At 46.8% G+C, this 20,412-nt stretch carries 19 protein-coding genes; 1 reads left to right on the top strand and 18 read right to left on the bottom strand.

Features of this window, described 5'->3' with window-relative positions:
• Window positions 1-329 precede the first annotated feature (329 nt).
• Complete coding sequence (locus ED312_RS19470) at window positions 330-986, top strand: DinB family protein (RefSeq protein WP_123217701.1); 657 nt, start codon at window positions 330-332, stop codon at window positions 984-986.
• 381 nt (window positions 987-1,367) lie between these two features.
• On the opposite strand, the gene ED312_RS19465 is transcribed toward ED312_RS19470, so the two are convergent.
• The 18 genes from ED312_RS19465 to ED312_RS19375 all read right to left on the bottom strand — a co-directional run bounded on the left by ED312_RS19465 (window position 1,368) and on the right by ED312_RS19375 (window position 20,050).
• Window positions 1,368-2,405, bottom strand: coding sequence for a hypothetical protein (locus tag ED312_RS19465; RefSeq protein WP_123217700.1), 1,038 nt, complete (start codon window positions 2,403-2,405; stop codon window positions 1,368-1,370).
• Window positions 2,406-3,423: 1,018 nt separating this feature from the next.
• On the bottom strand, window positions 3,424-4,767 hold the full coding sequence (locus ED312_RS19460) for a GntP family permease (RefSeq protein ID WP_123217699.1): 1,344 nt from the start codon (window positions 4,765-4,767) through the stop codon (window positions 3,424-3,426).
• Entirely contained in the window at window positions 4,764-6,665 is a 1,902-nt protein-coding gene (gene gndA / locus ED312_RS19455; RefSeq protein ID WP_240643149.1) for an NADP-dependent phosphogluconate dehydrogenase, read from the bottom strand. Before gndA ends, ED312_RS19460 begins: the two co-directional genes overlap by 4 nt.
• Before the next feature lie 334 nt (window positions 6,666-6,999).
• Window positions 7,000-7,872: an ABC transporter ATP-binding protein gene (locus tag ED312_RS19450; RefSeq protein WP_123217697.1), complete on the bottom strand. Its 873-nt coding sequence runs from the start codon at window positions 7,870-7,872 to the stop codon at window positions 7,000-7,002.
• The gene (modB, locus tag ED312_RS19445) at window positions 7,869-8,540 is read right to left on the bottom strand and encodes a molybdate ABC transporter permease subunit (RefSeq protein ID WP_123217696.1); all 672 of its coding nucleotides are present in this window, start codon (window positions 8,538-8,540) and stop codon (window positions 7,869-7,871) included. The genes ED312_RS19450 and modB overlap by 4 nt, the downstream gene beginning before the upstream one ends.
• On the bottom strand, window positions 8,540-8,938 hold the full coding sequence (locus ED312_RS19440) for a TOBE domain-containing protein (RefSeq protein ID WP_123217695.1): 399 nt from the start codon (window positions 8,936-8,938) through the stop codon (window positions 8,540-8,542). Before ED312_RS19440 ends, modB begins: the two co-directional genes overlap by 1 nt.
• The gene (gene modA, locus ED312_RS19435) at window positions 8,931-9,758 is read right to left on the bottom strand and encodes a molybdate ABC transporter substrate-binding protein (RefSeq protein WP_240643148.1); all 828 of its coding nucleotides are present in this window, start codon (window positions 9,756-9,758) and stop codon (window positions 8,931-8,933) included. The genes ED312_RS19440 and modA overlap by 8 nt, the downstream gene beginning before the upstream one ends.
• 33 nt (window positions 9,759-9,791) lie before the next feature.
• Window positions 9,792-10,628, bottom strand: a complete 837-nt coding sequence (locus ED312_RS19430; protein ID WP_123217694.1) for a sulfurtransferase — start codon at window positions 10,626-10,628, stop codon at window positions 9,792-9,794.
• A gap of 313 nt (window positions 10,629-10,941) precedes the next feature.
• Window positions 10,942-11,592, bottom strand: a complete 651-nt coding sequence (locus ED312_RS19420; protein ID WP_123217692.1) for an alpha/beta hydrolase — start codon at window positions 11,590-11,592, stop codon at window positions 10,942-10,944.
• 128 nt (window positions 11,593-11,720) lie between these two features.
• A complete protein-coding gene (locus ED312_RS19415) occupies window positions 11,721-12,416 on the bottom strand; it encodes an SIMPL domain-containing protein (protein WP_123217691.1) in 696 nt (231 codons plus the stop codon).
• A gap of 156 nt (window positions 12,417-12,572) precedes the next feature.
• Window positions 12,573-13,277: a hypothetical protein gene (locus ED312_RS19410; RefSeq protein WP_148044332.1), complete on the bottom strand. Its 705-nt coding sequence runs from the start codon at window positions 13,275-13,277 to the stop codon at window positions 12,573-12,575.
• Window positions 13,278-13,446: 169 nt separating this feature from the next.
• The gene (locus ED312_RS19405) at window positions 13,447-14,499 is read right to left on the bottom strand and encodes a type I restriction endonuclease (protein WP_123217689.1); all 1,053 of its coding nucleotides are present in this window, start codon (window positions 14,497-14,499) and stop codon (window positions 13,447-13,449) included.
• A 186-nt stretch (window positions 14,500-14,685) separates the two neighbouring features.
• A complete protein-coding gene (gene nhaA, locus ED312_RS19400) occupies window positions 14,686-16,002 on the bottom strand; it encodes a Na+/H+ antiporter NhaA (protein WP_123217688.1) in 1,317 nt (438 codons plus the stop codon).
• Between the two features lie 288 nt (window positions 16,003-16,290).
• The gene (locus tag ED312_RS19395; RefSeq protein ID WP_123217687.1) at window positions 16,291-16,611 is read right to left on the bottom strand and encodes a hypothetical protein; all 321 of its coding nucleotides are present in this window, start codon (window positions 16,609-16,611) and stop codon (window positions 16,291-16,293) included.
• A gap of 196 nt (window positions 16,612-16,807) precedes the next feature.
• Window positions 16,808-17,908: a fatty acid desaturase family protein gene (locus ED312_RS19390; RefSeq protein WP_123217686.1), complete on the bottom strand. Its 1,101-nt coding sequence runs from the start codon at window positions 17,906-17,908 to the stop codon at window positions 16,808-16,810.
• Window positions 17,909-18,385: 477 nt separating this feature from the next.
• Window positions 18,386-18,577 (bottom strand): cold-shock protein, encoded by a 192-nt coding sequence (locus ED312_RS19385; RefSeq protein ID WP_123217685.1) that lies wholly within the window; start codon window positions 18,575-18,577, stop codon window positions 18,386-18,388.
• Window positions 18,578-18,858: 281 nt separating this feature from the next.
• Window positions 18,859-19,050: a cold-shock protein gene (locus ED312_RS19380; RefSeq protein WP_123217684.1), complete on the bottom strand. Its 192-nt coding sequence runs from the start codon at window positions 19,048-19,050 to the stop codon at window positions 18,859-18,861.
• Between the two features lie 265 nt (window positions 19,051-19,315).
• Entirely contained in the window at window positions 19,316-20,050 is a 735-nt protein-coding gene (locus tag ED312_RS19375) for a sulfite exporter TauE/SafE family protein (RefSeq protein WP_123217683.1), read from the bottom strand.
• Window positions 20,051-20,412: the final 362 nt, after the last annotated feature.

Genomic DNA, 20,412 nt, shown 5'->3' with positions numbered 1-20,412 from the left:
ACTGTCTGAATAAAATTAATAATTAAAATCTATTCAGACAGAGTTCAGTTTACACCCTCAAAGGAGCTGTTGGTGGGGCTGCCGGAGGAGCCGCGGGAGGCTTTGCACCCCGCTCTTCGAGGTCTTGCAAGCTCTGCGAATGTCTTCGACTTCGCAGCTTTTTGCACGTTATTGATAGGCAAATATGTAAAGCCCCTCTCTGAGGGGCCTCCAAAACTATGTTTATCAGCGTTAATCATATTTTTGTAACTTTCCACAACTGTCGTGCTCATCATCCAGAGCAATGATATCGCGTTTCAACTCATATCATAACTTAAAACTTAACCACAATGAAAACTTTAAACCGCAGAAAATTTATCAAACAATCCTCCCTCTTCACTGTAGGAGCAGGCAGTATGTTTACTCTTACCGGGGCAACCCCGATACATCCTGTTCCTGCCATGACAGCAAAAGACGACCTCAACATCATCGGTCCCAAAGAAGGCTTTTCGCCGCATATCGGTACCCTGGTGTCCATGCTGAACTGGATGCGGTATGTCATTCTTATACTGGTAAAAAGGATGAGCGTGGAAGACCTGGATTATATATATGATGATGATTCCAACAGTATCGGTGCCATGTTGCTGCACCTGGCCGCTACCGAAAGGTTTTACCAGCTCCATACTTTTGAAGGCAGAACATGGGGAGACTGGCCGGAGGAAGATATGGAAAAATGGAGTGTGGCTTCCGGGCTGGGAGACGAGGCCAGGAAAACCATCAAAGGGCATGACCTGGATTTTTACCTGGACGCGTTAAAAACAGTACGTGAACATAGCCTGGCGGAATTTGCCAAAAGGGATGACGAGTGGTTAATGAAGGTAGATGAAGACTGGCCATGGGGACCTACCAATAATTACTGCAAATGGTTTCACGTATGCGAACACGAATCCAATCACAACGGCCAGGTCAAATGGCTGCGGAGCAGGTTGCCTTCTTCAAAAAAGTAAAGTATTGCTATAAACTTTTGCCACGGATACACGGATAGATTTAAGGGTAGCTATTACCATATCCGTGTATTTGTGGTCTTGGGGAAGCGGGAAGTTGGAAGCGTGGAGCAGGAAGTGGGGGGCGGGTATTCAATGTATTGTGTTTTTTGTGAATAGTTGTTTTTGAAAATGGTTAACTTATTGATTAAAACATGCTCCCTTTAGATACTATGATAAAAACCGCTCTGCGAATATCTTTGACTTCGCAGTCTACTACACATCAATGACAGGCCGGTACATCCCGCTCCTCTCCGGGGAATTTCCAAAACAGTGTTTCTCAAAAAAACACACCCATATCCGTGTATCCGTGGCAAAACAAACCTCATCATCACCCCCGGAAAATCACCCGTAATTAAAGGTAGGGTCCAGTTTGTGCTGTTTCATTCCTATCCGGAAGATGGCATAGGTTACATTTTTGAAAGGATCTTCGTAGTTTCCGCTGACCAGGTCCGAATTGCTGATGTTGGAGGGGACGAGTTTTCCGTAGGTAGGATAGTAGAAAGCATCGGAATCCACGAAGGCCTTAAAGTCCTTTCCCCGTGCAAGAACGCAGAATCCGGGGGATAGGGAGCCGATCTTAACCCTCTCGCTTCCGCCGGTATAGTCCCGTTTGGCCTTTTCGGACAGGGCGAGGCGCAGGGGACGGCTTTTGAACAATACTTCGGGGTCCGATTTGTCCAGCCGGTTGAGCAGTTCGTCCAGCAGGTTAATAGCGCTATGGGTAATGGCCGGAAAACCTATGGTGGACGTGAGGGTCTGGCCCGTATCGGATTGCAGGAATTTAAAAATACGTTGCCACCACTTGGGCTCGCGGTGCTTTACCACCTCGAAGGTCATTTTCGCCAGTCCGCCGGGAATTTCTATCGGGCGGTTGCCGAAAGCCTGCCGGAAATCGGCTTTGAGGTCTTTCGGGTCGGCGGGTTTTTTCCTGGCATGGTTGTACAGGTCCAGTCCGGCTGCAATACTCCAGAAAGCGGTATCGAAATATTTATCGGTGGAATTTTCATCTTTCCCGATGTTGATCCGCATGGTTGCCCTCGTGTTCTTATCCACATGTACATCTTTTCCTATGTGGAACGACTGCATTTCCAGGTTGACCAGTACATCCGGTTCGGCTTCCGAGCCCGGGACAGATGAGGTCACCTCGGAGGATTCCAGTATGGCCGGGCCTTCTTTCTTGTCAGATAAACGGAAGACGATAAACTGGTCGCGGAGGTCTTCTTTGGTCAAGGACTGTATTTCGGATATATACGGCGCCTGTTCTTCGGTTACAGCAGTAGTGCGTTCCGGATCGTAACGGATATCCTTTTTATCCCGGAGCCTGTCGGAGACAAACTGGGAGGAAAGAACCTCATGTTCTCTGAATTCAAATAGTTTCATGGTTATCGGATTTGGGTTTGTGCTTTGAGCATTGTTCAAAAAGGAACCGTATGATTAAGCAGGTTCTTTCCTATAAAAATAGCAAAAAAGATGGTTTTTGGGGAGTTTTTTAGTTGGTAGTTCTGAATTGTTTGAAGACATTGATCATGTACTACAGTCTTTTAGTAGTGTAAAAAAAATTATTGGCTTGTTATTGAGCTAATAGGAGTTATTAATCTAATGCGCAACACCTAAATAACCCCCTGCTGGCGCTCGTTTGAGCAAAGCGGAAACGAGTGCCTATCGTGGTTTGCAACCCCAACTGGGCTCGTTTGCAACGAGTGTTCATTGTACGAAGCGTTTACTTCGACACTTCGATAGACTCAGTACAGGTGCAATGTGCTATAAAAGGATCAGAAATAAAAGTTGCGGAGTTTTTTTAGTTGGTTGACTATACCCAAAATCCCGGGTATATTCTCAAACTTTTGTATTTCTTCAATGGCTTGGGCTTTCAAACCCTCCCCCCTTCGCTACGCTCGGGTACCTCCCTTCTCCCGATAATCATCGGGATGAAGGGAGGAGCCTTTAGTTTTTTTCTAAACATACTTCTTTTTCAACCTATTATAACACTAACGACCCTGCTGGCGCTCGTTTGAGCAAAGCGGAAACGAGTGCCTATCGTTCAGGGCGTTTGCAACGCCCGTGAAAGGACTTGTTAAGACAGCAGGAAGCAGGAAGTGGGGGTATTGGGTATTCAACGAATTGTGTTTTTGGCATAGGGGTTTTTGAAACTGGTTAACTTATGGAGTAAAACCTGCCCCAGCTGTCGCTCGTTTGCAATGTGCTATAGAAAAGTTGAGGAGTTTATTAGTTGGTAGTTCAGAGTTGTTTGACATTTATAATGTATCGTAGTTTTTTAGTCGTGTAAAAAAGTTATTAGGTTGAGTTATTAAGTTAATGCGTAACACCTAAATAACTCAATAACCCATTAACTCAACACCCAATAAACACCTATTCCCCAAAGTCACATAACTATTTTTCAGAACAAATAATAAATAACCGATACCACGCCAAAGCCGGTAAATGCCAGGATAGTGGTCATCACTGTCCACGAGCGGAAGGTCTGTTTTTCGGTGAGCCCGAGAAACTGGTTTACCATCCAGAACCCGCTGTCGTTGACGTGCGACATGATGGAGCCGCCCGAAGCGATGGCGATGACAATGCAGGCCAGGTCAAAACCGGAAAATGCGGCGCCTTCTATCAACGGGGCTACCAGTCCCGCCGCGGTGATCATGGCCACGGTAGACGACCCCTGTATGATACGGACAGCCGAACTGATCAAAAAAGCGAACAGCAGTACCGGGAATCCGACCCCGGCCAGCGACCCGGCAATCATTTCTCCGGCCCCGGTGTCTATAAGTACCTGTTTGAATGCCCCGCCCGCCCCGGTAATAAGGATAATACTTCCTGCCGGGGCCATGGATTTTGTGGAGATATCGAGGAGTTGTTTCCGGGTAAACCCCTGCCGGATGCCCAACAGGTACCACGCCAGCAGGTTGGCAATGATAAGGGCTGTAAAAGGGTGACCGAGTATGGCAACGACCTGCGTAATATATTGATTATTAACCGGGATCAACCCGCTTTTTACCGAAGTATTTATCAATATGAGGATAATGGGAACGGCAATAATGGCAAATACGGTACCGATGCCCGGAAAACCGTTATCCGCCGCATTTTCCTCTTCTTCCTGGAAAGGAGCCGGGACAAATATGCGTTTACCGATGTATTTTCCGAAGAAAAGCCCGCTGACGATAGCGGCGGGAATACCCACTACAAAGCCGATACCGATCACCCAGCCGAGGTCGGCCCCGATAATATCCGCTACGGCAATGGGCCCCGGTGTAGGCGGAATAAAAGCGTGCGTAACCGCCAGCCCGGAAAGCAGGGGAATGGCGAAGAGCAGCAGGGATTTCCCGGTGCGTTTCTGCAGGGCATAGATAAGCGGGATAAGCAGGATGAAGGCAACGTCGAAAAATACGGGAATAGCTACCGTAAAACCGGAGAGTACCATGGCTACAGGAGCTCTTTCCACTCCGAATTTTTCCATAAGGAAACCGGCGATCCTCCTGGCTCCGCCGGAATTTTCCAGGATAGCGCCGAACATGGTGCCCAGGCCAACCACCGTAGCCACAAACCCCAGGGTGTCGCCCATTCCCTTTTGTACCGTAGCTACAATGGCCGTGGCATCCAGGCCTGCGGCTATACCCACTACAATTGCGGCTATCAGGAGAGACAGGAAAGCGTGCAGTTTAACCCGGAGGATAAGCAGCAGCAAAACGGCAATTCCCGCCAGTATAGCGGCTAATAAACGGAATTCTGTCATGAGCCCTTGATTTTTTTCCAGTTGGTATGGTGTATGATCTCCCCGCCGTCATCGTTGCGCCGGTAAGTATGTGCCCCGAAATAATCGCGCTGGGCCTGGATGAGATTGGCGGAAAGACGGGAAGAAGTAAACCCGTTAAAGAAATTCACCGCTTCACTCAATACCGGTACCGGTACCGAGCTGTTTATGCAGGCGGAGACCAGGCGGGTAAGAGAAGGTCTCCACATTTTCAGTGAGGAAACAATTCCGGGGTGGAGTAATATATTGTCATGGGATTTCAGTATGCCGGGCAACCGTTCCATCAGGTCCGAACGGATAATACAACCGTTGGTCCAGATGCGGGCCAGTTCCGGGAGGTCCAGTTGCCATTGATAAATATCCGATGCTTCCTTCAACAACCGGAACCCCTGGTAGTGATTGATCAGCCTTGCCGCCCGGTAAGCGTTAAATACTGTTTCCTCATCGATTTCCAGGGCTTTTTGCTGATTTCCGTATACCGTTTCCATCGCTTCCCGATCTGTTTTAAAAGCGGAAATATACCGGGCAAAAAGGGAAGAAACGATCATGGTGGCAGGGATACCCAGTTCTGCGGTGGCAATGGCCGTCCAGTTGCCCGTACCCTTGTTTCCCGCTTTATCCAGTATTTTATCGATCAGCCAGCCGTCGTTTTCCCTGGTGCGAAGGATGTCTGTGGTGATCTCCAGTAAAAAGTTGTTTTCCTCCTTTTTCCAGGGTTCCAGGACAGCTGCTATCTCGTCCGGGTCCTTCCTGCTTTGTGCCAGGAGGTAGTATATTTCGGCCAGGAGCTGCATTTCGGCATATTCGATACCGTTGTGTACCATTTTTGCAAAATGCCCGCTGCCTTCCGGGCCTATGTAGGCACAGCAGGGTTTTCCGTTCCTGTCCCTGGCGGCGATAGCTTCGAGGAAAGGTTGTATTTCTTTGTAGGCTGTCACATCCCCCCCGGGCATAAGGGAAGGGCCGTTTAAAGCCCCTTCTTCTCCGCCGGACACCCCGCAACCGATAAATCTGATATGGTGAGCAGCCAGTAATTCGGACCGCTTCCGGGTGTCCGTATAATGGGAGTTTCCGCCGTCGATAATCGTATCGTTCTCCGAAAGCAGGGGGATCAGCGCCTCCAGGATGAGGTCCGCAGGCTTTCCGGCAGGGACCATCAGCAATATTTTCCGGGGTACCTGCAGGGAATCCACAAAAGCTTCCAGGTTGTCAAACGGCAGGCTGTCCCGTAATTCCGGGTATTCGTTCTTAAAGTTGACAGCGATGTTTTCTTCCTGCCCGGGGAGGTGACGGTTGTACATGGATACGCGGAAACCTTTGCCGGCCAGGTTACGGCACAGGCTTTTTCCCATAACACCAAGGCCTACGAGACCGAATTCCGTTTTTTTCATTAGTGTTTCCATAATTTCTGATACGATTTGTTCCGGGCCGAAGGCAATATCCGCAGTAATGGCCTCCACCGGGGGTTCCAATGTTTCAAACTGCGAGGCGAGAAGAGACGGTGGCATGAAATGTTCCTGGCGGGATTGTACGCGGGATAATATCTGCTGGTAACTACCCCTGAGATAAACAAAACGTACCCGGTTTTCCAGGCCTTCTTTCAGGATATCGCGATACGATTCCTTTAGTGCGGAACAGGCAATGATACAGGAACCGGACTGTAACTTCTCCGCGGCGAGTTGGTTCAGTGCCTGTAACCAACCCTTGCGATCATTGTCATCGAGGGGGGTTCCCGAAGTCATTTTTTTCCGGTTTTCCTCCGGGTGGTAGTCGTCCCCGTCAAAAAATGGGAACTGTGTTTTTTGGGAGAGGAGTTTACCGATCGTGGTTTTTCCGGAGCCCGAAACTCCCATGATAAAAATTGCAAGTGGTCTTTTCAACAGAAATGGGTTTTTGATTGGTCTCAAAAATAGCTTAAATGCCGTATTTTAATTTCGCTTTGGTTTCTAAAAAAGGTATAGCTTGAGTTACTGAGTTACTCAGGCAACACCTATCAACTCAATAACATAAAAACCTATAGACGTATGCCGATAGTGGTTTAATGCTACAGGGGCTTGAATCCGTCCGGATTTTTCCGGGATTAAGATAGTTTTTTTAGCAGCACTGTGCAAGTAGCCGGAGCGGCAACAGACAAATGCACCTTAAAATTTTAGCATAGCTTTTTAGTCCTGATATATTCAGGCAAGGCCAACCGGCAACCCAGAACAGGAGGAATCATATTTTCCGGATGACGGGGTTAAACGCCTTGGAAGCTACCGCCACTTTATCCCCGGTTTGCAGAAACTCCGCTTCGGACGGATCGGCGATGACTTTGACGAGGTCATTCCCGATGCGTATGGTAACGATGTAAACCACACCTGCTTTCCGGATCCCGGTCACCTCCCCGGTGAAACGGAACTTGGCGCTGGATTGCCCGAGTCCGAACAGGGTTTCCGGGCTTCCTTGCCGGAGGATACGCCCGTGCTGTATTTCATAAACCCGGTCCGATAATTTGAGTATTTCCCCTACATCGTGACTAATGAGAATGGTAGTGAGCTCATATTTCCTGTGCACTTCCAGGATATATTGCTGTAATTTTTGCCGCATAGCGCTGTCCAGGGCAGAGAGGGGTTCGTCGAGTAACAGTATTTCCGGTTGCCGTACCAGGGCGCGGGCCAGCGCCACCCGCTGTTTTTGCCCGCCGGAAAGCGTATCGGGCTTGCGGTGTTGGAGTTCGCGGAGTTCAACCGTACCGATAAGGTCATCTACGATGGTTCGGGGCTGGTTTTTGTCCAGCGCGAATTCCAGGTTCTGTCTTACGGTCATATTCGGAAAGAGCGCGTAGTCCTGGAATACGTAGCCGATGTGCCGTTGCCGGGGACGAAGGTTTATTTTCCGGTCTTTGTCAAACCACGTGGTGCCGTTTACCGTGATATATCCTTTATCCGGGTCCATCAAACCGCTGAGCATGCGAAGGGTTGAGGTTTTTCCCGCTCCCGATTCCCCGAAGAGGGTAACGAACTGTCCCTTTTGTACGGTCATCTCCAGCTGCAGGGACATAGTGCCCTGTGCGGATTGCAGCGTTTTATGAAGGTTCAGTACTATCATCGGGAAAAGCGTTTTAAGTACCTGCCGTTGACCAGGTAAACGATCAGTAAGGTCACAAAGGAAAGTCCCAGTAAAATCAGGGAATACATATTGGCGGCCCCGTAATTCAGGGTTTCTACTTCGTCGTATATGGCAATGGAAGCCACTTTGGTCTTCCCGGAGATATTGCCGCCTATCATCAGCACCACACCGAATTCGCCTATGGTATGCGCAAAGGTCAGGACAATACCGGTAAGTAATGATGGCCGGATATTGGGCAGCAGTACTTTGCGCAAGGTGGTCCGGCGCGATTTCCCCAGAACATAAGCGGCTTCGGAAAGACTGCGCGGAAGCGAAGACAAACCGGATTGTACGGGGTGTACCATAAAAGGCAGGCTGTACAGTACGGACGCGAGCACCAGCCCGGCAAAAGAAAATACGAGGCGGATACCCAGCCATTCATCCAGCCAGCTCCCGAAACTATTATTGGGACTAAAAGCGAGCAGCATATAAAATCCGAGAACGGTAGGGGGAAGCACCAGCGGCATACTCACCAGGGCTTCTATTACCGGTTTGATACGCGATGTGGTACGGGAAAGCCAGTAGGCCAGGGGGATAGCCAGGAAAAAGAGGATAACCGTGGTTACCGCGGCGAGTTTCAGGGTGAGTATAAGAGGTCCCCATTCCATTATGGCGCAAGGATTACTTCGTTTAACTTTATCATGGCTGTTACCTCCGTATTTTCCTGTAATGCCAATTGTTCCGCAGCATCGGTACTGATGATGGAAACAATATTTCCTATATCCGTCCGCATAACGACCCTGCTCAGCAATTCTCCTTTTTCTATGGCCGAAATACGCCCTTTTACCCTGTTCTGAAGGCTCACGGCAGGGTTTTCACCGGTAGCGAGGACGACTTCCGTTTCCTTGAACTGTACCTGTACCGGATTATCGGTAACCAGCCAGCTCGCTGTTTCCGGGCTATCGATAACAACAGCTTTGAAGCGTACCGCATTTACCTTTACGGTAATTACGGACAGGCCATCGCTGCTGCGGATATCGGTAATATGTCCCGCAAAACTATTCATCTACCAAATATCCGAAATCTTTCAGAACCTTTCTTCCCGCCGGGGAAAAAAGATAAGCATAGAACTTCCGGGCGTGTTGTATATCCCTATCGTTATGCGCGATAATGACAACTCCCTGCCGGATAGGAGTATATGTTCCGGCATCGGGTACCGTCCACCGGCCGGTGTTCCGCATTTCGGGGGACTGCACTACCGATAAAGCCGTAAAGCCCGCTTCGGCGGCGCCGGAAGTAATAAAATGATTGGTCTGGGAAATGCTTTCGCCATACACGACTTTTTCCTGTATTTTATCCCATATACCGTAGTGTTTTAAAACCTCTATGGCGGCCATACCGTAGGGAGCATTCCCGGGATTGGCTATGGCGATATGTCTTATTCCCGGTTGTGTGAGTTGCGCTACGGAAGGCCGGATATTTCCGGATACGGACCAGAGCACCAGTTTGCCGTAAGCGTATATTTCGGGCGCGGCGGTGGCCAGGCTTTCCCGGTATAACGTTTCGGGATATTTCATGTCTGCCGATACAAAAACATCGTAAGGTGCTCCTTCGCGGATCTGGGCGGTGAGTTTGCCCGAAGAACTGACCACCATTTCGCATTCGATCCCAGTTTTTTCGGTGAAATCTTTGACCAGGGCCTGCATGGCAAATTTCATGTTGGCAGCCGTGGCAACCGTAACTTTGGTTTCGGTGTCGGGTTTGCAGGATATACAGGCCAGGGAAAAGAGGAAATACGGGAAGAATTTTTTAAAAAAATGCATTGTGGCATATATGTATTTTTTGTTCGATGCATTTCCCTGTTCTGCTCTCAACAATAGTTTCATTCATCTTTAGATTAAATATGGCGCTGTTGTTTTTTAGTTTTTTTCCATGTCTTTACCGCTCCGGCACCATTCACTCCACGAACCGGGATATAGCCTGGGTACGGGAAGTCCGGCGTAATTCATGGCAAGAATGGTATGACAGGCCGTTACCCCGGAGCCGCAATGCACGATGATATTGGCGGGGGCGTAATCGGCAAACAGCGGTTTATACATGGCATGCAGCGTTCCGGGAGCTTTGAACCTGCCGTCGGCATCCAGGTTATCCCGGAAAGGCATGTTGACGGCCCCGGGGATATGCCCCGCCACCGGGTCCAGCGGTTCTGTGAGACCGAGATAGCGCTCCCTGTCCCTCACGTCTATAATACGGAAATAGTCATTCCCCGAAGCGGCTTCCGTTTCCCGGATATCAGCCAGGGGCCATTGCCATTTTTTTACGGGATAAGCACCGGTAACCTGTGCGGATTCTTTCTCCGAACGAAGCGGAACCCCGGCCTTTTCCGCTTCCCGGAGCCCGCCGTTGAGCACCTGGACCTTTTCGTGGCCTATGGCCCGGAGCATCCACCAGAAACGGGCTGCGGCATTAGCGCCGTTTTTATCGTCGTAGATCACCACATGGCTTTCCGGGGATATGCCAAGGGATGTTAAGGTCTGCGAAAATTTTTCTGCATCGGGCAGGGGATGTCGGCCCCCGTCGGATGCATCTTCTCTGATGTCGGCCAGTTGTGTATTCAGGTCGGCAAAAAGGGCACCCTGCAAATGTTTCCGGTTATAATTGTCCCTGGCATCCTTACCGTTACCAGCATCTACGAGGACCAGGTTACCGGAATCCAGTAGCGGTATGAGCGCTTCGGGTTGTAATATGGGAGTCATTAAAGCGTGGTTTTATGAGTACATAGTCAAAGATAGGTTTTTTCTGTATGGAAATGAATACGTGTAACCGCGGTGGCTTCGATACATCCCGGCGGAGCCGGGACACTCAGCCACCTCGTTTTGTTCTTTCTGGAACTGAAACCTGGAACCTGAAACCTGGAACCTGGAACCTGGAACCTGGAACCTGGAACCTGGAACAAAGAAATTATCCCCCAACTCCATCCCGATATATCGGGACTCCTCAACCCCGAACTGTAAAACGGTTTCAGATTACCACTGCTCTCCTATATAATGCGTTTGCCCGGGGGGCACCTCAGTCCGGGGTATAATTGCCTTTTGCCCATTGCACGGCAGGATCGGTCCACTCTTTAAGGGGCTTAAACAAAAAGCCGTGTCGCAGCCCGGTATTTAATTCTATTTCCTTGAAATGCTTTATATTGCAGGTAGATGTTTCCTTGCGTTTTATCGCGGAAACCCCGAACGGATCGGTTTTTTCGTAAATAGTGAGGATGTTACCGCAAAAGTTGATCTCCGGGATGTTTTGCAGGTCATTTTCCGTAAAACAGGCGACAAAAACAAAATTGAGGTCCGGCTTCTGCATAAAGGTAGAGACATACTGGGCAATATAGCCTCCTTTTGAAGTTCCTATGACGGTGATATCGGATGGCTTTATCTGCATGGTCAGTAAACTGTCTATCTGTATGCACACGTTTTGAGCATATTGCCGGGCATTAATGTTTCCCTGTCTTATTTCACTAATAACGTTAAAACCATGACTTTTAAAAACGTTCAGGATAGCATGATATTCCGTACGGCCGTATTCCGGATGGGATTCCCGGAGATCGTGCTCTTCAGGGAACCGGTTATGAAGGAAAAAAATATATTTTGCATCTTCCCCGTCGCCGAAACCGGGCGATGCGGAACAACAGGTTATGAGAAGGAATACGGCAAGGATATTTTTCATCTGGTCTTTATGAATTTTTTGCCACGGATACACGGATAATTTTGAACTTTTATATATCTGTGTATCCGTGGCAAAACAGACTTTCTGTCTACTATAAACTTACGAATTTCAAATCCGATATGGTTTAGTTATTCCAAAGAAAATTTTACCCGAACTTCACTTTCTACCTTAATTTTTTCAAAAGCAATCGGGGCAGGAGCATATTCTTCTTGCATTTCTTTTTTCAGGAGAAGCCCGGAAACCTGTCCCTGCAGCATATTGATCACCCGGGTATTGGTATCCGAAATATAAATAGCTTTTCCGAGAGATTGCTTCAGGGGTTTTGTCATGGCCTCTGCTTGTTGGTGTGCCCGGAGTATGGCAGCAGAACGCAGGATGAGTTTTAAAGATTCCATCCCGGAATATTCGGTTTTGTCCAGAAAAATATTGGATATTCCGGCTTCTTCCAGGACGCCTGCAACCCGTCCGGCAGCCCGGGCATCATAAACCAGGAGTTCGTAGGTCTTGGATTTTTGCACATCCCGTTTGCGGAGAAAATAATTTTGAAAATTACTGGACAGATCGGAAAGAGTGAGTTGCTTTTTCACATCAATGGACAGAGACTCCAGTTTCCGGATCATTGCGGTTTCCATTTCTTCTACAGAACGCTTTCCTTTAGTATCGCTTTCGGTAATAGTAATGGAAAGAAAAATACGGTCGGGCATGACCAGGGTATCTGCGATGGCCGACGTTTCAAGGTAAGGAGTGTCCATAAAGTTTTTGGTTTGTGCAAAACCAAAGGTCACTATGGTAAGTAATAACGGGAAGAAACAATATTTTTTCATAGATCGTTTTGTGTTGAGTTTATAATCAAATTAAAAATTTGTAAATTCATTACAGTAACCCGAATTTATGCCCGTGTCTTCGAATAGTTTACGCTTTAAGATATTATCTGTGTATCCGTGGCTAAAAAGGTTTTTGAATAATGTGACGATCGCTGTTCAGGAAACATATAATACTTCCATATCATGGATCACCCATTTGCCGTTTATTTTCCGGATACTGACGCGGATACCTTCGGCACATAAACGTCCGCAATAGACTTCCCCCCAGAATACACCATACGACCCGGTGGTATCGAACTGTATCCGGGAAAGAGAGATGATATCCGTATTTTCGGATTCGGAACGGTATATAAAAGTAATATCTTTTCCGGTTTTTAACTTATCGAGGTCTATCTTATATCCATGGGAAATGTCGGTGGTATCCGGAATAAGGCCGGAAGTGGTAAAAAAATCTTCAAAATCTTCCCGGTCCGACGGTTCCAGGGGAAGAACGGAATCCTGAACGGCAATTACCCATTTCCGGTTATAAATAGGTGTAGATCCGGAAATTGTTGTGGTATCCATCTTTAGTTGATGCTGACCTTGCGGCACAGGCGATGGCGGAGGTGGCGGAGGTGGCGGAGGCAGTATATGAGAATAGGGTGCGGAATAAACAGAATCGATCCAGGCCGGGAAAATTTCATAAAGCACGGCTTTTTCATATTCCAAAGCGGGTTGTTTTTCAGTACAACCGGTGATCACAAGGATAATAGCTATAAAAGATAGTGTAGATAGTGTGGATTTTAAAGGACGTCCATGCGTGGTGGAAATGGAAATACGTCCTATACATAATGAAACGAGAGATAAGTAAAAGGTTTTCATCAATGCCTGGTTTTTGACCGGTACATCAATATCCGTTCCAGTTTGAGCCGGGTGGCCGGATATTCAAGGGGGAAAGGCGTTGGTTCGGTTATTAGACACACATAATGTGGGTATATTTGGTGAATATATTCACTAAAATTATGGGTGAATGCTGGAACCGTGCCGGATACTATACCTCTTCATAATACCCCACGGTCTCCAGTAACTGTTCTTCATACCGGTAGATATCGTCAATGGATTCTATGATTTCCCTGGTTTCATTTTTGTGTTCGTCAAACAGGCCTATGTATTTGGTATTGCGGTTGAGGTGCAGCCGGCATATGGGTTTGCGGTTGTTGTCGTTCAGAAGTATACCGAAATAGGATTGCGTATCGCGATAAACGATACGATTTGTGGGCAGTTTCCGTCTTAGAATGGCCAGCACAATGCGAAAACCGTCCAGCTCCTCGTCGGTGGTTTCTATTTTGCTGGGCTCTTCTGTACCGGTTTCTGTTGCTTTCTGCTTTTCTTCTTCTTTATTTAAGGCGGAATTCAGCCGGTCATTTACCTTATCACTTATCATCTGGTTAAAAGCCTTGCTCACGATTTCGGTAAATTCTTCCATAACACTTGCGGTGAGCCTGCCCTGATATGCTTTCCCGGCAAATAGTTTTACAAAATCTGCGGAAGGCGTAAGGATTTCACAGTCTATAAGCGCCTTTATCTCCCTGGTGTATTTCAGGTTGCTGGCATTGTTTACGATTTTGGAAATGTCAAATTTGGATTTGTGGAATTTTTCGATTTCTTTCACCGTATGCTCTTTGAGCCTGGTGATATCGAATTCCAGGAACGGCCGGTTGTCCATTTTATTGGTCTCCTCAAGGTCCGTATAAAAGCGGTAAGTGATACCGTTGGTAAGCAGCGCGAACCGGGTCTTGGTAACATGAAAATAACGGAATAGCTGGGAGTTATGGACATTGAGGTCCTGTTTCCAGTGTTTGCATTCTACGATGAGAATAGGTACGCCGTTCTGAAAAATGGCATAATCTACTTTCTCTCCTTTTTTCAGGCCGAGGTCGGCGGTAAATTCCGGGATGACTTCGGTGGGATTAAAGGCATCGTACCCCAGAATGCTGATAAACGGCAGGGTAAATGCGTGCTTTGTAGATTCTTCGGTTTCGATGAGGTCCTTGAGTTGCTCTACTTTGTCGGCCAGGGCCTTGAGTTGGTTAAAGAGTTCCATGACGATACGGTTTACTTCGATTTTTCAGAGATGTCGGTTTTGAAAATCAAAAGTACAATGTCATTCCGGCCTTGTTTTACGGGAACCCGCATCGAGGGTTTCGGGCTATGTGGGGTGGGGCCGGGAAATCACCTCCCGGCTTTTTTCCGAAGGAACAGCAATAGCAAAAACAGTATTTTCCGGAAGTTATCCTTCCGTTTTCCCGGTGCCTTTTAAAACAACCACGCCCAATATGGCAGCCAGGAGAGAGGCAAGCAGAATACCGTATTTGGCCTGGGTTATGAAATGTGTGTCGTCAAAAGCGAGATTGGTTACGAAAAGGGACATCGTAAAACCCATACCGGCAAGCAGCGAAAGGCCCAGTATGTGTTTCCAGCCCGTATTTCCCGGAAGGCTGGTTATTTTAAGCCTGGCAAGGATCCATGTAAACAAAAATATGCCTACACATTTGCCCACAACCAGGCCTGCAATAATGCCCAGGCTCACCGGGTTGAGCAGGTCTTTAAAGAAGCTGCCCCCGATCGCGACCCCGGCGTTGGACAGGGCAAAGAGCGGTACGATGACAAAACTCACCCACGGATGCAGGACGGTTTCCAGTTTCTGCAAAGGGGTTTGGGCGGAGTAGCTTATATTTTTGACTTCTTCTATGATATCGTGTTGTTTAACAGTGGTCAACGGACCTTTTAACGGAATTTCTTTTTTGAATTCATTCATCAATCCCTGGATATGCTGTGCGTATTCGTTTTCATCCACCTTGGTCCGTGCAGGAATGGCAAATGCGACAAGTACCCCGGCTATGGTGGCGTGTACCCCGGAAAGCAGGAAGGCAAGCCATACCCCCCCTATACCGAGAACGGCATAAAAGAAAATATTCCGGACACCCACAAAATTGGCGATAAGCAGTATGGCCAGTATAATTAATCCGACAGAGAGGTTAAACAGGGAAAGGTCCGAACTGTAAAAAAGTGCGATCACAACGACGGCCCCCAGATCGTCTACCGTAGCCAGGGCTACTAAAAACACCTTTGCAGCAAGAGGTACCCGCTTACTGACCACACCCATGAGGGCCAGTGTAAAGACAATGTCGGTAGCCATGGGAATTCCCCATCCGCTGGCAGAGGGGAGCCCGTGATTCATGCTCATATAAATTGCCGCAGGGACCAGCATACCCCCTAGGGCGGCCATAAAAGGGAGCAGGGCTTTCCGGAATGAAGCCAGTTCACCGGCAATCATTTCCCTTTTCAGTTCAAGGCCTACAATAAAGAAGAACATGGCCATAAGCCCGTCATTCACCCATTCGTGCAGCGTATAATCGAGATGACGACTGCCGAATTCTATATCGAGCGGGGTTTCCCAGAATTCACCGTAAGCATGTTGAAAAGGAGAATTGGCAAGTATGAGTGCAATAATAACAGCGATAAAAAGCACAATACCGCCCGAATGCTCGAAATGAATAAATTTATGAACCGGGGATAAGGTCCTATCCAATAGATTCTTCTGCATGATTTAAATTTTAAATACGTAATTAGATGTTTTAATATATGGATACGGAAACAGGGCTTCCGCAGCCTTTTTGTCGGTAAAATCCATACAATACCGTAGGTCAGTAATGACAATGTCATAACAAAGATTGTAATTATGAATCTGAGGATTCTTATCCCGGATCAGGAAACGGGCACGGGAAAATTCTTTTGTGATTATCTTTTAGGGTCTACACCCCCTGCCCTGTACCTAAGCTATGAAAGGGATAATGCATAAGTTATGATATGGCCGGCACCGAAAAAAATGGTGTCACCAGAAAATATGATACGGGAAGAGGAATGTGTGAATAACAGAACTTCTGTCCTGCGGGCTCTTTTTAACAGGGGAAATATAAGGGGGGGCAAAAAATACCAGAGGAAGCCTGTCCGGGAATACAAATTTTTCGTTTCCGAGCTTGCGTTTCACGGAGGTTTCCGTGATTTTCTGGGTTTTCAGGCAATGAATGATAAACAGGATGTCGGTATTCTCCTTTCCCAGTAGCCTGATTTCGGGGTTTTGCGTGGAACTGCGTATGGAAGCATGGGCATATGAGGTTTGAGGGTACCAAAGACTGCAAAGGAGTACCCCCATACTTATCCAAATGTTTTTTACGCAAATTCTCATAGGGCCAAATATAAATTTTTTATGGTAAGTATAACAATAACAGGCTTTACTATTTTATTAAGACTTACGAACCGTTTTTCGGAGGAAGGAAAAAAGTCGTTTTCCCTTTCCGGCAAGGTACTGCAATTTATGTTCGGACCGGTTGCCCGGATAAGATAAGGGATCAGGAAGTGGCGGTCCCGATCTCTGTTCTTCCTAATTGTCGCAGCATACGCATATGATCGGCCACGGCAGATACAAAGGTTTTTTTCATGTGGTAGGGAAGGCCGTATTCCTGTGCCGTTTGCATAACGATATGCGATATTTTCCTGTAATGGATATGGCATACATTAGGCAGTAAATGATGTTCTACCTGGTAATTAAGCCCCCCGATTAACCAGGAAAAGAACCGGCTTCCGGGAGAGAAATTACTGGTGGTGGCCAGCTGGTGCATAAACCAGTCGTTTTCGATAATACCATCTCCATCGGCTAACGGATATTCGGTGGCGGGCATGATATGGGCCACCTGGAAAACACTGCTTATACAGAGCCCGGTAACCAGGTGCATGCCTAAGAAGGCAAGTATAATCAAACCTGGCGATAAAGGTGCCATAACAAGTGGCAATATCAGTGCATAGCTGTAATAAATCAGTTTCCAGCCGATAAGCTTCAGCATTTCCCTTCTGTACTCGCCTTTTTTATTCAGGAAGCCCATTTTTTTATAGCGGTGAAGCCTTACAAAGTCCTTTGCCGTTATCCATAGCAGGGTAGAAATGCTGTAGAAGAACCACACATATATATGCTGGAATTTTTGTACCCGGTGCTTACGGGCATGTGGTGAAAACCGCAGGAAGAACGGCACATTAATGTCGTCATCTGCCTGCTGTATATTGGTGTAGGTATGATGCAGTACATTGTGCTGTATTTTCCATACGGTAGCATTGGCCCCGATGAGGTTCATCGTATACCCGAGGTATTTGTTTACTTTGCGGTTTTTGGAATACGAACCGTGGATGGCATCGTGCATAATGCCCATACCTATGCCCGCCATACCCAGGCCGCTTATGATATAGAGGACAAAAAGCAGCAGTGCGTGGTGGATTATCCCCGTGTTGATTAATACCAGGGGTGCAAAGAAGACAAAAAGCATAAAAACGGTTTTACTTACCATGCTTTTATTGGCGTGTTTGCTGATGTTGTTGGTTTTGAAATAGGCATTTACCCTGCTCCTTAATGTTTTGGAGAAGTCGGAATGCCGGGTTGTCGAGAATCTCGGGGTATTCATATTAACCGATGTTTTGAGAGTCGCCGACGGCTTTTACCTTTTGTCATTTACAATAGAGCAGTACCCCGGTTGCGCGGGACGAACAGGAAAACGGACCAGTATAGCCTCCTTGTTGTTGTGGCTATACCTTTTTGCTCATGATCTTCAGGAAAGGGGGCAGCATCTGAAAACCGAGTGTACTGTGCTGTGTAAAATACAGAAAAGAAAAGAATTCAATAAAAGATCCGAAAGATATTAAAAATGAAGACCGCCCGACTATATTTTTGTTATGCGGCAAGCTACACCTTATTTTCCGGGATTCCTAATACCGTACTCTTAATAAAATGTTACAATTGAGTTGATTGCCCGGGACGGGAAAAACATAAAAACGGGCTGTCTGAAAAAATGGTTTCGTCACCTTGTCGCGGATTACCGGGGTAGAATAACGGGTTTATGACCTTTCAGACAGCTTCTTTACAATAATATGATAAGGATATACTATATCGCTGTAACATTTACTGCCGTGAGCCCTTTCTGACCCTCTTCCACACTATACGTAACTTTGTCGTTGTCACGGATGCGGCTGTTCAGTCCTGATGTATGTACAAATACATCTTTTCCACCGTCGTCCGGCGTAATGAAGCCATAACCTCTGGATTCATTAAAAAATTTAACTGTTCCTTTATCCATTTTAAAAAATTTATCAGGTCAAAGGTAGTTTAATTATTTGTGTTTCAGCGTTTTTTCGGTGGGTTTATTGGAGTATTAACAGTTAAAATCCCACTGTTTGCTGTACTTGCCTGCGCTTTATGTTTTTTTCGGAACTATTTGAGGGATGAGGATGAGCGAATAACAGGATGGCCCGGTAACCGGGATGCTGCCGTTGTGACGGACGGGTAAGAAAATCCGGAACGGACAAAAAAAAAGCCGCCCTGGTTGGGGGCAGCCTAACAATAATATGACAAGGACAATTATATCACTGTAACATTTACTGCGTTAAGACCTTTTTTGCCTCGTTCCACATCGTAGGTAACTTCGTCGTTCTCGCGTACGTTGTCGTTCAATCCGGATGTATGTACAAATACATCTTCTCCACCGTCATTGGGTGTTATGAAACCAAAACCTTTGGTGTCATTAAAAAATTTTACTGTTCCTTTATTCATTTTTGAAAAAAATTATTGGTCAAAGGTAGGTTAATTATTTGGTTTTCAAGAAATTTAATTGATTTATTTATTTTCGGCAATAAATCCCCGCTGATAAAATACCCTGTAAAGCCGCTCCATGCCTCAAAAAGAGGGAACTATACTCTAGGAAATATTTTTTCTTTTCCTGCTTTGCGGGAGAATTTTGTCCGGTAAAATAAGAATACCGTTAATAGAGCCGGATAAAGAGTGTAATCTCCTTTTCAGGCCTCCGCCCCGCGTGCAATTACATTAAAGACTGGTATAACAATAATAATCCTATAGCAATTAACCCGAGGTAGACATAGTTCATAAACGTGTCCCCGTTTAATTGGTTGTTGAGGTACCGCCCTATAAAGACGGCCGGAATAACCACAGGCAGCGAAATAAAGAAATAATGGGTTACGGCAGTGCTCCAGAGCCCTTTATACCAGTAGCCGCACATTCCTATTATACCTGCCGGTAAAAAATAGGCCTGTAGGGTAGCCCTGAAATGTTTGGCCGTCCAGTTGCGCATATTGCCGTAAACTACCAGCGGGGGACCGTTCACCCCGTAAGCACCGCCAAATACTCCGGATAAAAAGCCGCAGATAAACAGCCATAATTTATTATCGGATTCCAGTTTGAACTTCCGTGAAGACATCATGGAATATATACCATACGCTATGAGAAGTATGCCCAGTCCTGATTTTACGAGGCCCTTATTTCCGTAAATAAGGAGTAATAAACCTATGGGGATTCCCAAAACGGCAAAAAGGATTAACCATTTTGCACTGTTCAGGTGTATTTGTTGCCTGTCCTGTATAATTACAACCGCCGCAATGGTAACAGATACCAGGACAGAAAGAGGTACGGCAATTTCTATAGGGATCAGCAGAATAAGCAGGGGGACAGCGATCAAAGATTCTCCGAAGCCGAAAGTAGAACGGACCAATGTAGCCATAAAGATAATGGCCAGAATATAAATAGTGATTAAATCCATCGTATAAAGTAAATAAATACCGGTTTGTACGTATTTTAAAAAGACCTTTCCGGAGCACAAATCTCTTGCAGGGAGACCGTTGTTGTGGTATTCCGGCTCCGGGCATAGGAGGTTGTAAAGTACATTTTATCAGCCCTTAAAAATACGGATTTCCGGTAAGTTATCCTGCATTATTCACCCGAACCTGTCCCGGAATACTGTTAAATTCAGGTCACGCTATCGGCCGGTGCCGAAATGCGGGACGTAGCGTTAACAGGCCCTAGTATTTTGGTGTTTCGGATGTAAAACCATTTATTATTATCTTTAGGCTATACGGCGATGAAAAGAGATGTGTTCCCTCAATGGTTTTATTGTATCCGGCG

It is taken from the genome of Sinomicrobium pectinilyticum (assembly GCF_003725735.1).
Lineage (GTDB): Bacteria > Bacteroidota > Bacteroidia > Flavobacteriales > Flavobacteriaceae > Sinomicrobium > Sinomicrobium pectinilyticum.
Note: the sequence above shows the minus strand (reverse complement) of the source record. Positions and strands in the feature narration are given on the sequence as shown.

What these genes read in the sequence shown, in the direction of transcription:
- ED312_RS19470 (WP_123217701.1), top strand. Translation starts at nt 330, where the DNA reads ATGAAAACTTTAAACCGCAGAAAATTTATCAAACAATCCTCCCTCTTC.
- ED312_RS19465 (WP_123217700.1), bottom strand. Translation starts at nt 2,405, where the DNA reads ATGAAACTATTTGAATTCAGAGAACATGAGGTTCTTTCCTCCCAGTTT.
- ED312_RS19460 (WP_123217699.1), bottom strand. Translation starts at nt 4,767, where the DNA reads ATGACAGAATTCCGTTTATTAGCCGCTATACTGGCGGGAATTGCCGTT.
- ED312_RS19450 (WP_123217697.1), bottom strand. Translation starts at nt 7,872, where the DNA reads ATGATAGTACTGAACCTTCATAAAACGCTGCAATCCGCACAGGGCACT.
- modB (WP_123217696.1), bottom strand. Translation starts at nt 8,540, where the DNA reads ATGGAATGGGGACCTCTTATACTCACCCTGAAACTCGCCGCGGTAACC.
- ED312_RS19440 (WP_123217695.1), bottom strand. Translation starts at nt 8,938, where the DNA reads ATGAATAGTTTTGCGGGACATATTACCGATATCCGCAGCAGCGATGGC.
- modA (WP_240643148.1), bottom strand. Translation starts at nt 9,758, where the DNA reads ATGAAACTATTGTTGAGAGCAGAACAGGGAAATGCATCGAACAAAAAA.
- ED312_RS19430 (WP_123217694.1), bottom strand. Translation starts at nt 10,628, where the DNA reads ATGACTCCCATATTACAACCCGAAGCGCTCATACCGCTACTGGATTCC.
- ED312_RS19420 (WP_123217692.1), bottom strand. Translation starts at nt 11,592, where the DNA reads ATGAAAAATATCCTTGCCGTATTCCTTCTCATAACCTGTTGTTCCGCA.
- ED312_RS19415 (WP_123217691.1), bottom strand. Translation starts at nt 12,416, where the DNA reads ATGAAAAAATATTGTTTCTTCCCGTTATTACTTACCATAGTGACCTTT.
- ED312_RS19410 (WP_148044332.1), bottom strand. Translation starts at nt 13,277, where the DNA reads ATGAAAACCTTTTACTTATCTCTCGTTTCATTATGTATAGGACGTATT.
- ED312_RS19405 (WP_123217689.1), bottom strand. Translation starts at nt 14,499, where the DNA reads ATGGAACTCTTTAACCAACTCAAGGCCCTGGCCGACAAAGTAGAGCAA.
- nhaA (WP_123217688.1), bottom strand. Translation starts at nt 16,002, where the DNA reads ATGCAGAAGAATCTATTGGATAGGACCTTATCCCCGGTTCATAAATTT.
- ED312_RS19395 (WP_123217687.1), bottom strand. Translation starts at nt 16,611, where the DNA reads ATGGGGGTACTCCTTTGCAGTCTTTGGTACCCTCAAACCTCATATGCC.
- ED312_RS19390 (WP_123217686.1), bottom strand. Translation starts at nt 17,908, where the DNA reads ATGAATACCCCGAGATTCTCGACAACCCGGCATTCCGACTTCTCCAAA.
- ED312_RS19385 (WP_123217685.1), bottom strand. Translation starts at nt 18,577, where the DNA reads ATGGATAAAGGAACAGTTAAATTTTTTAATGAATCCAGAGGTTATGGC.
- ED312_RS19380 (WP_123217684.1), bottom strand. Translation starts at nt 19,050, where the DNA reads ATGAATAAAGGAACAGTAAAATTTTTTAATGACACCAAAGGTTTTGGT.
- ED312_RS19375 (WP_123217683.1), bottom strand. Translation starts at nt 20,050, where the DNA reads ATGGATTTAATCACTATTTATATTCTGGCCATTATCTTTATGGCTACA.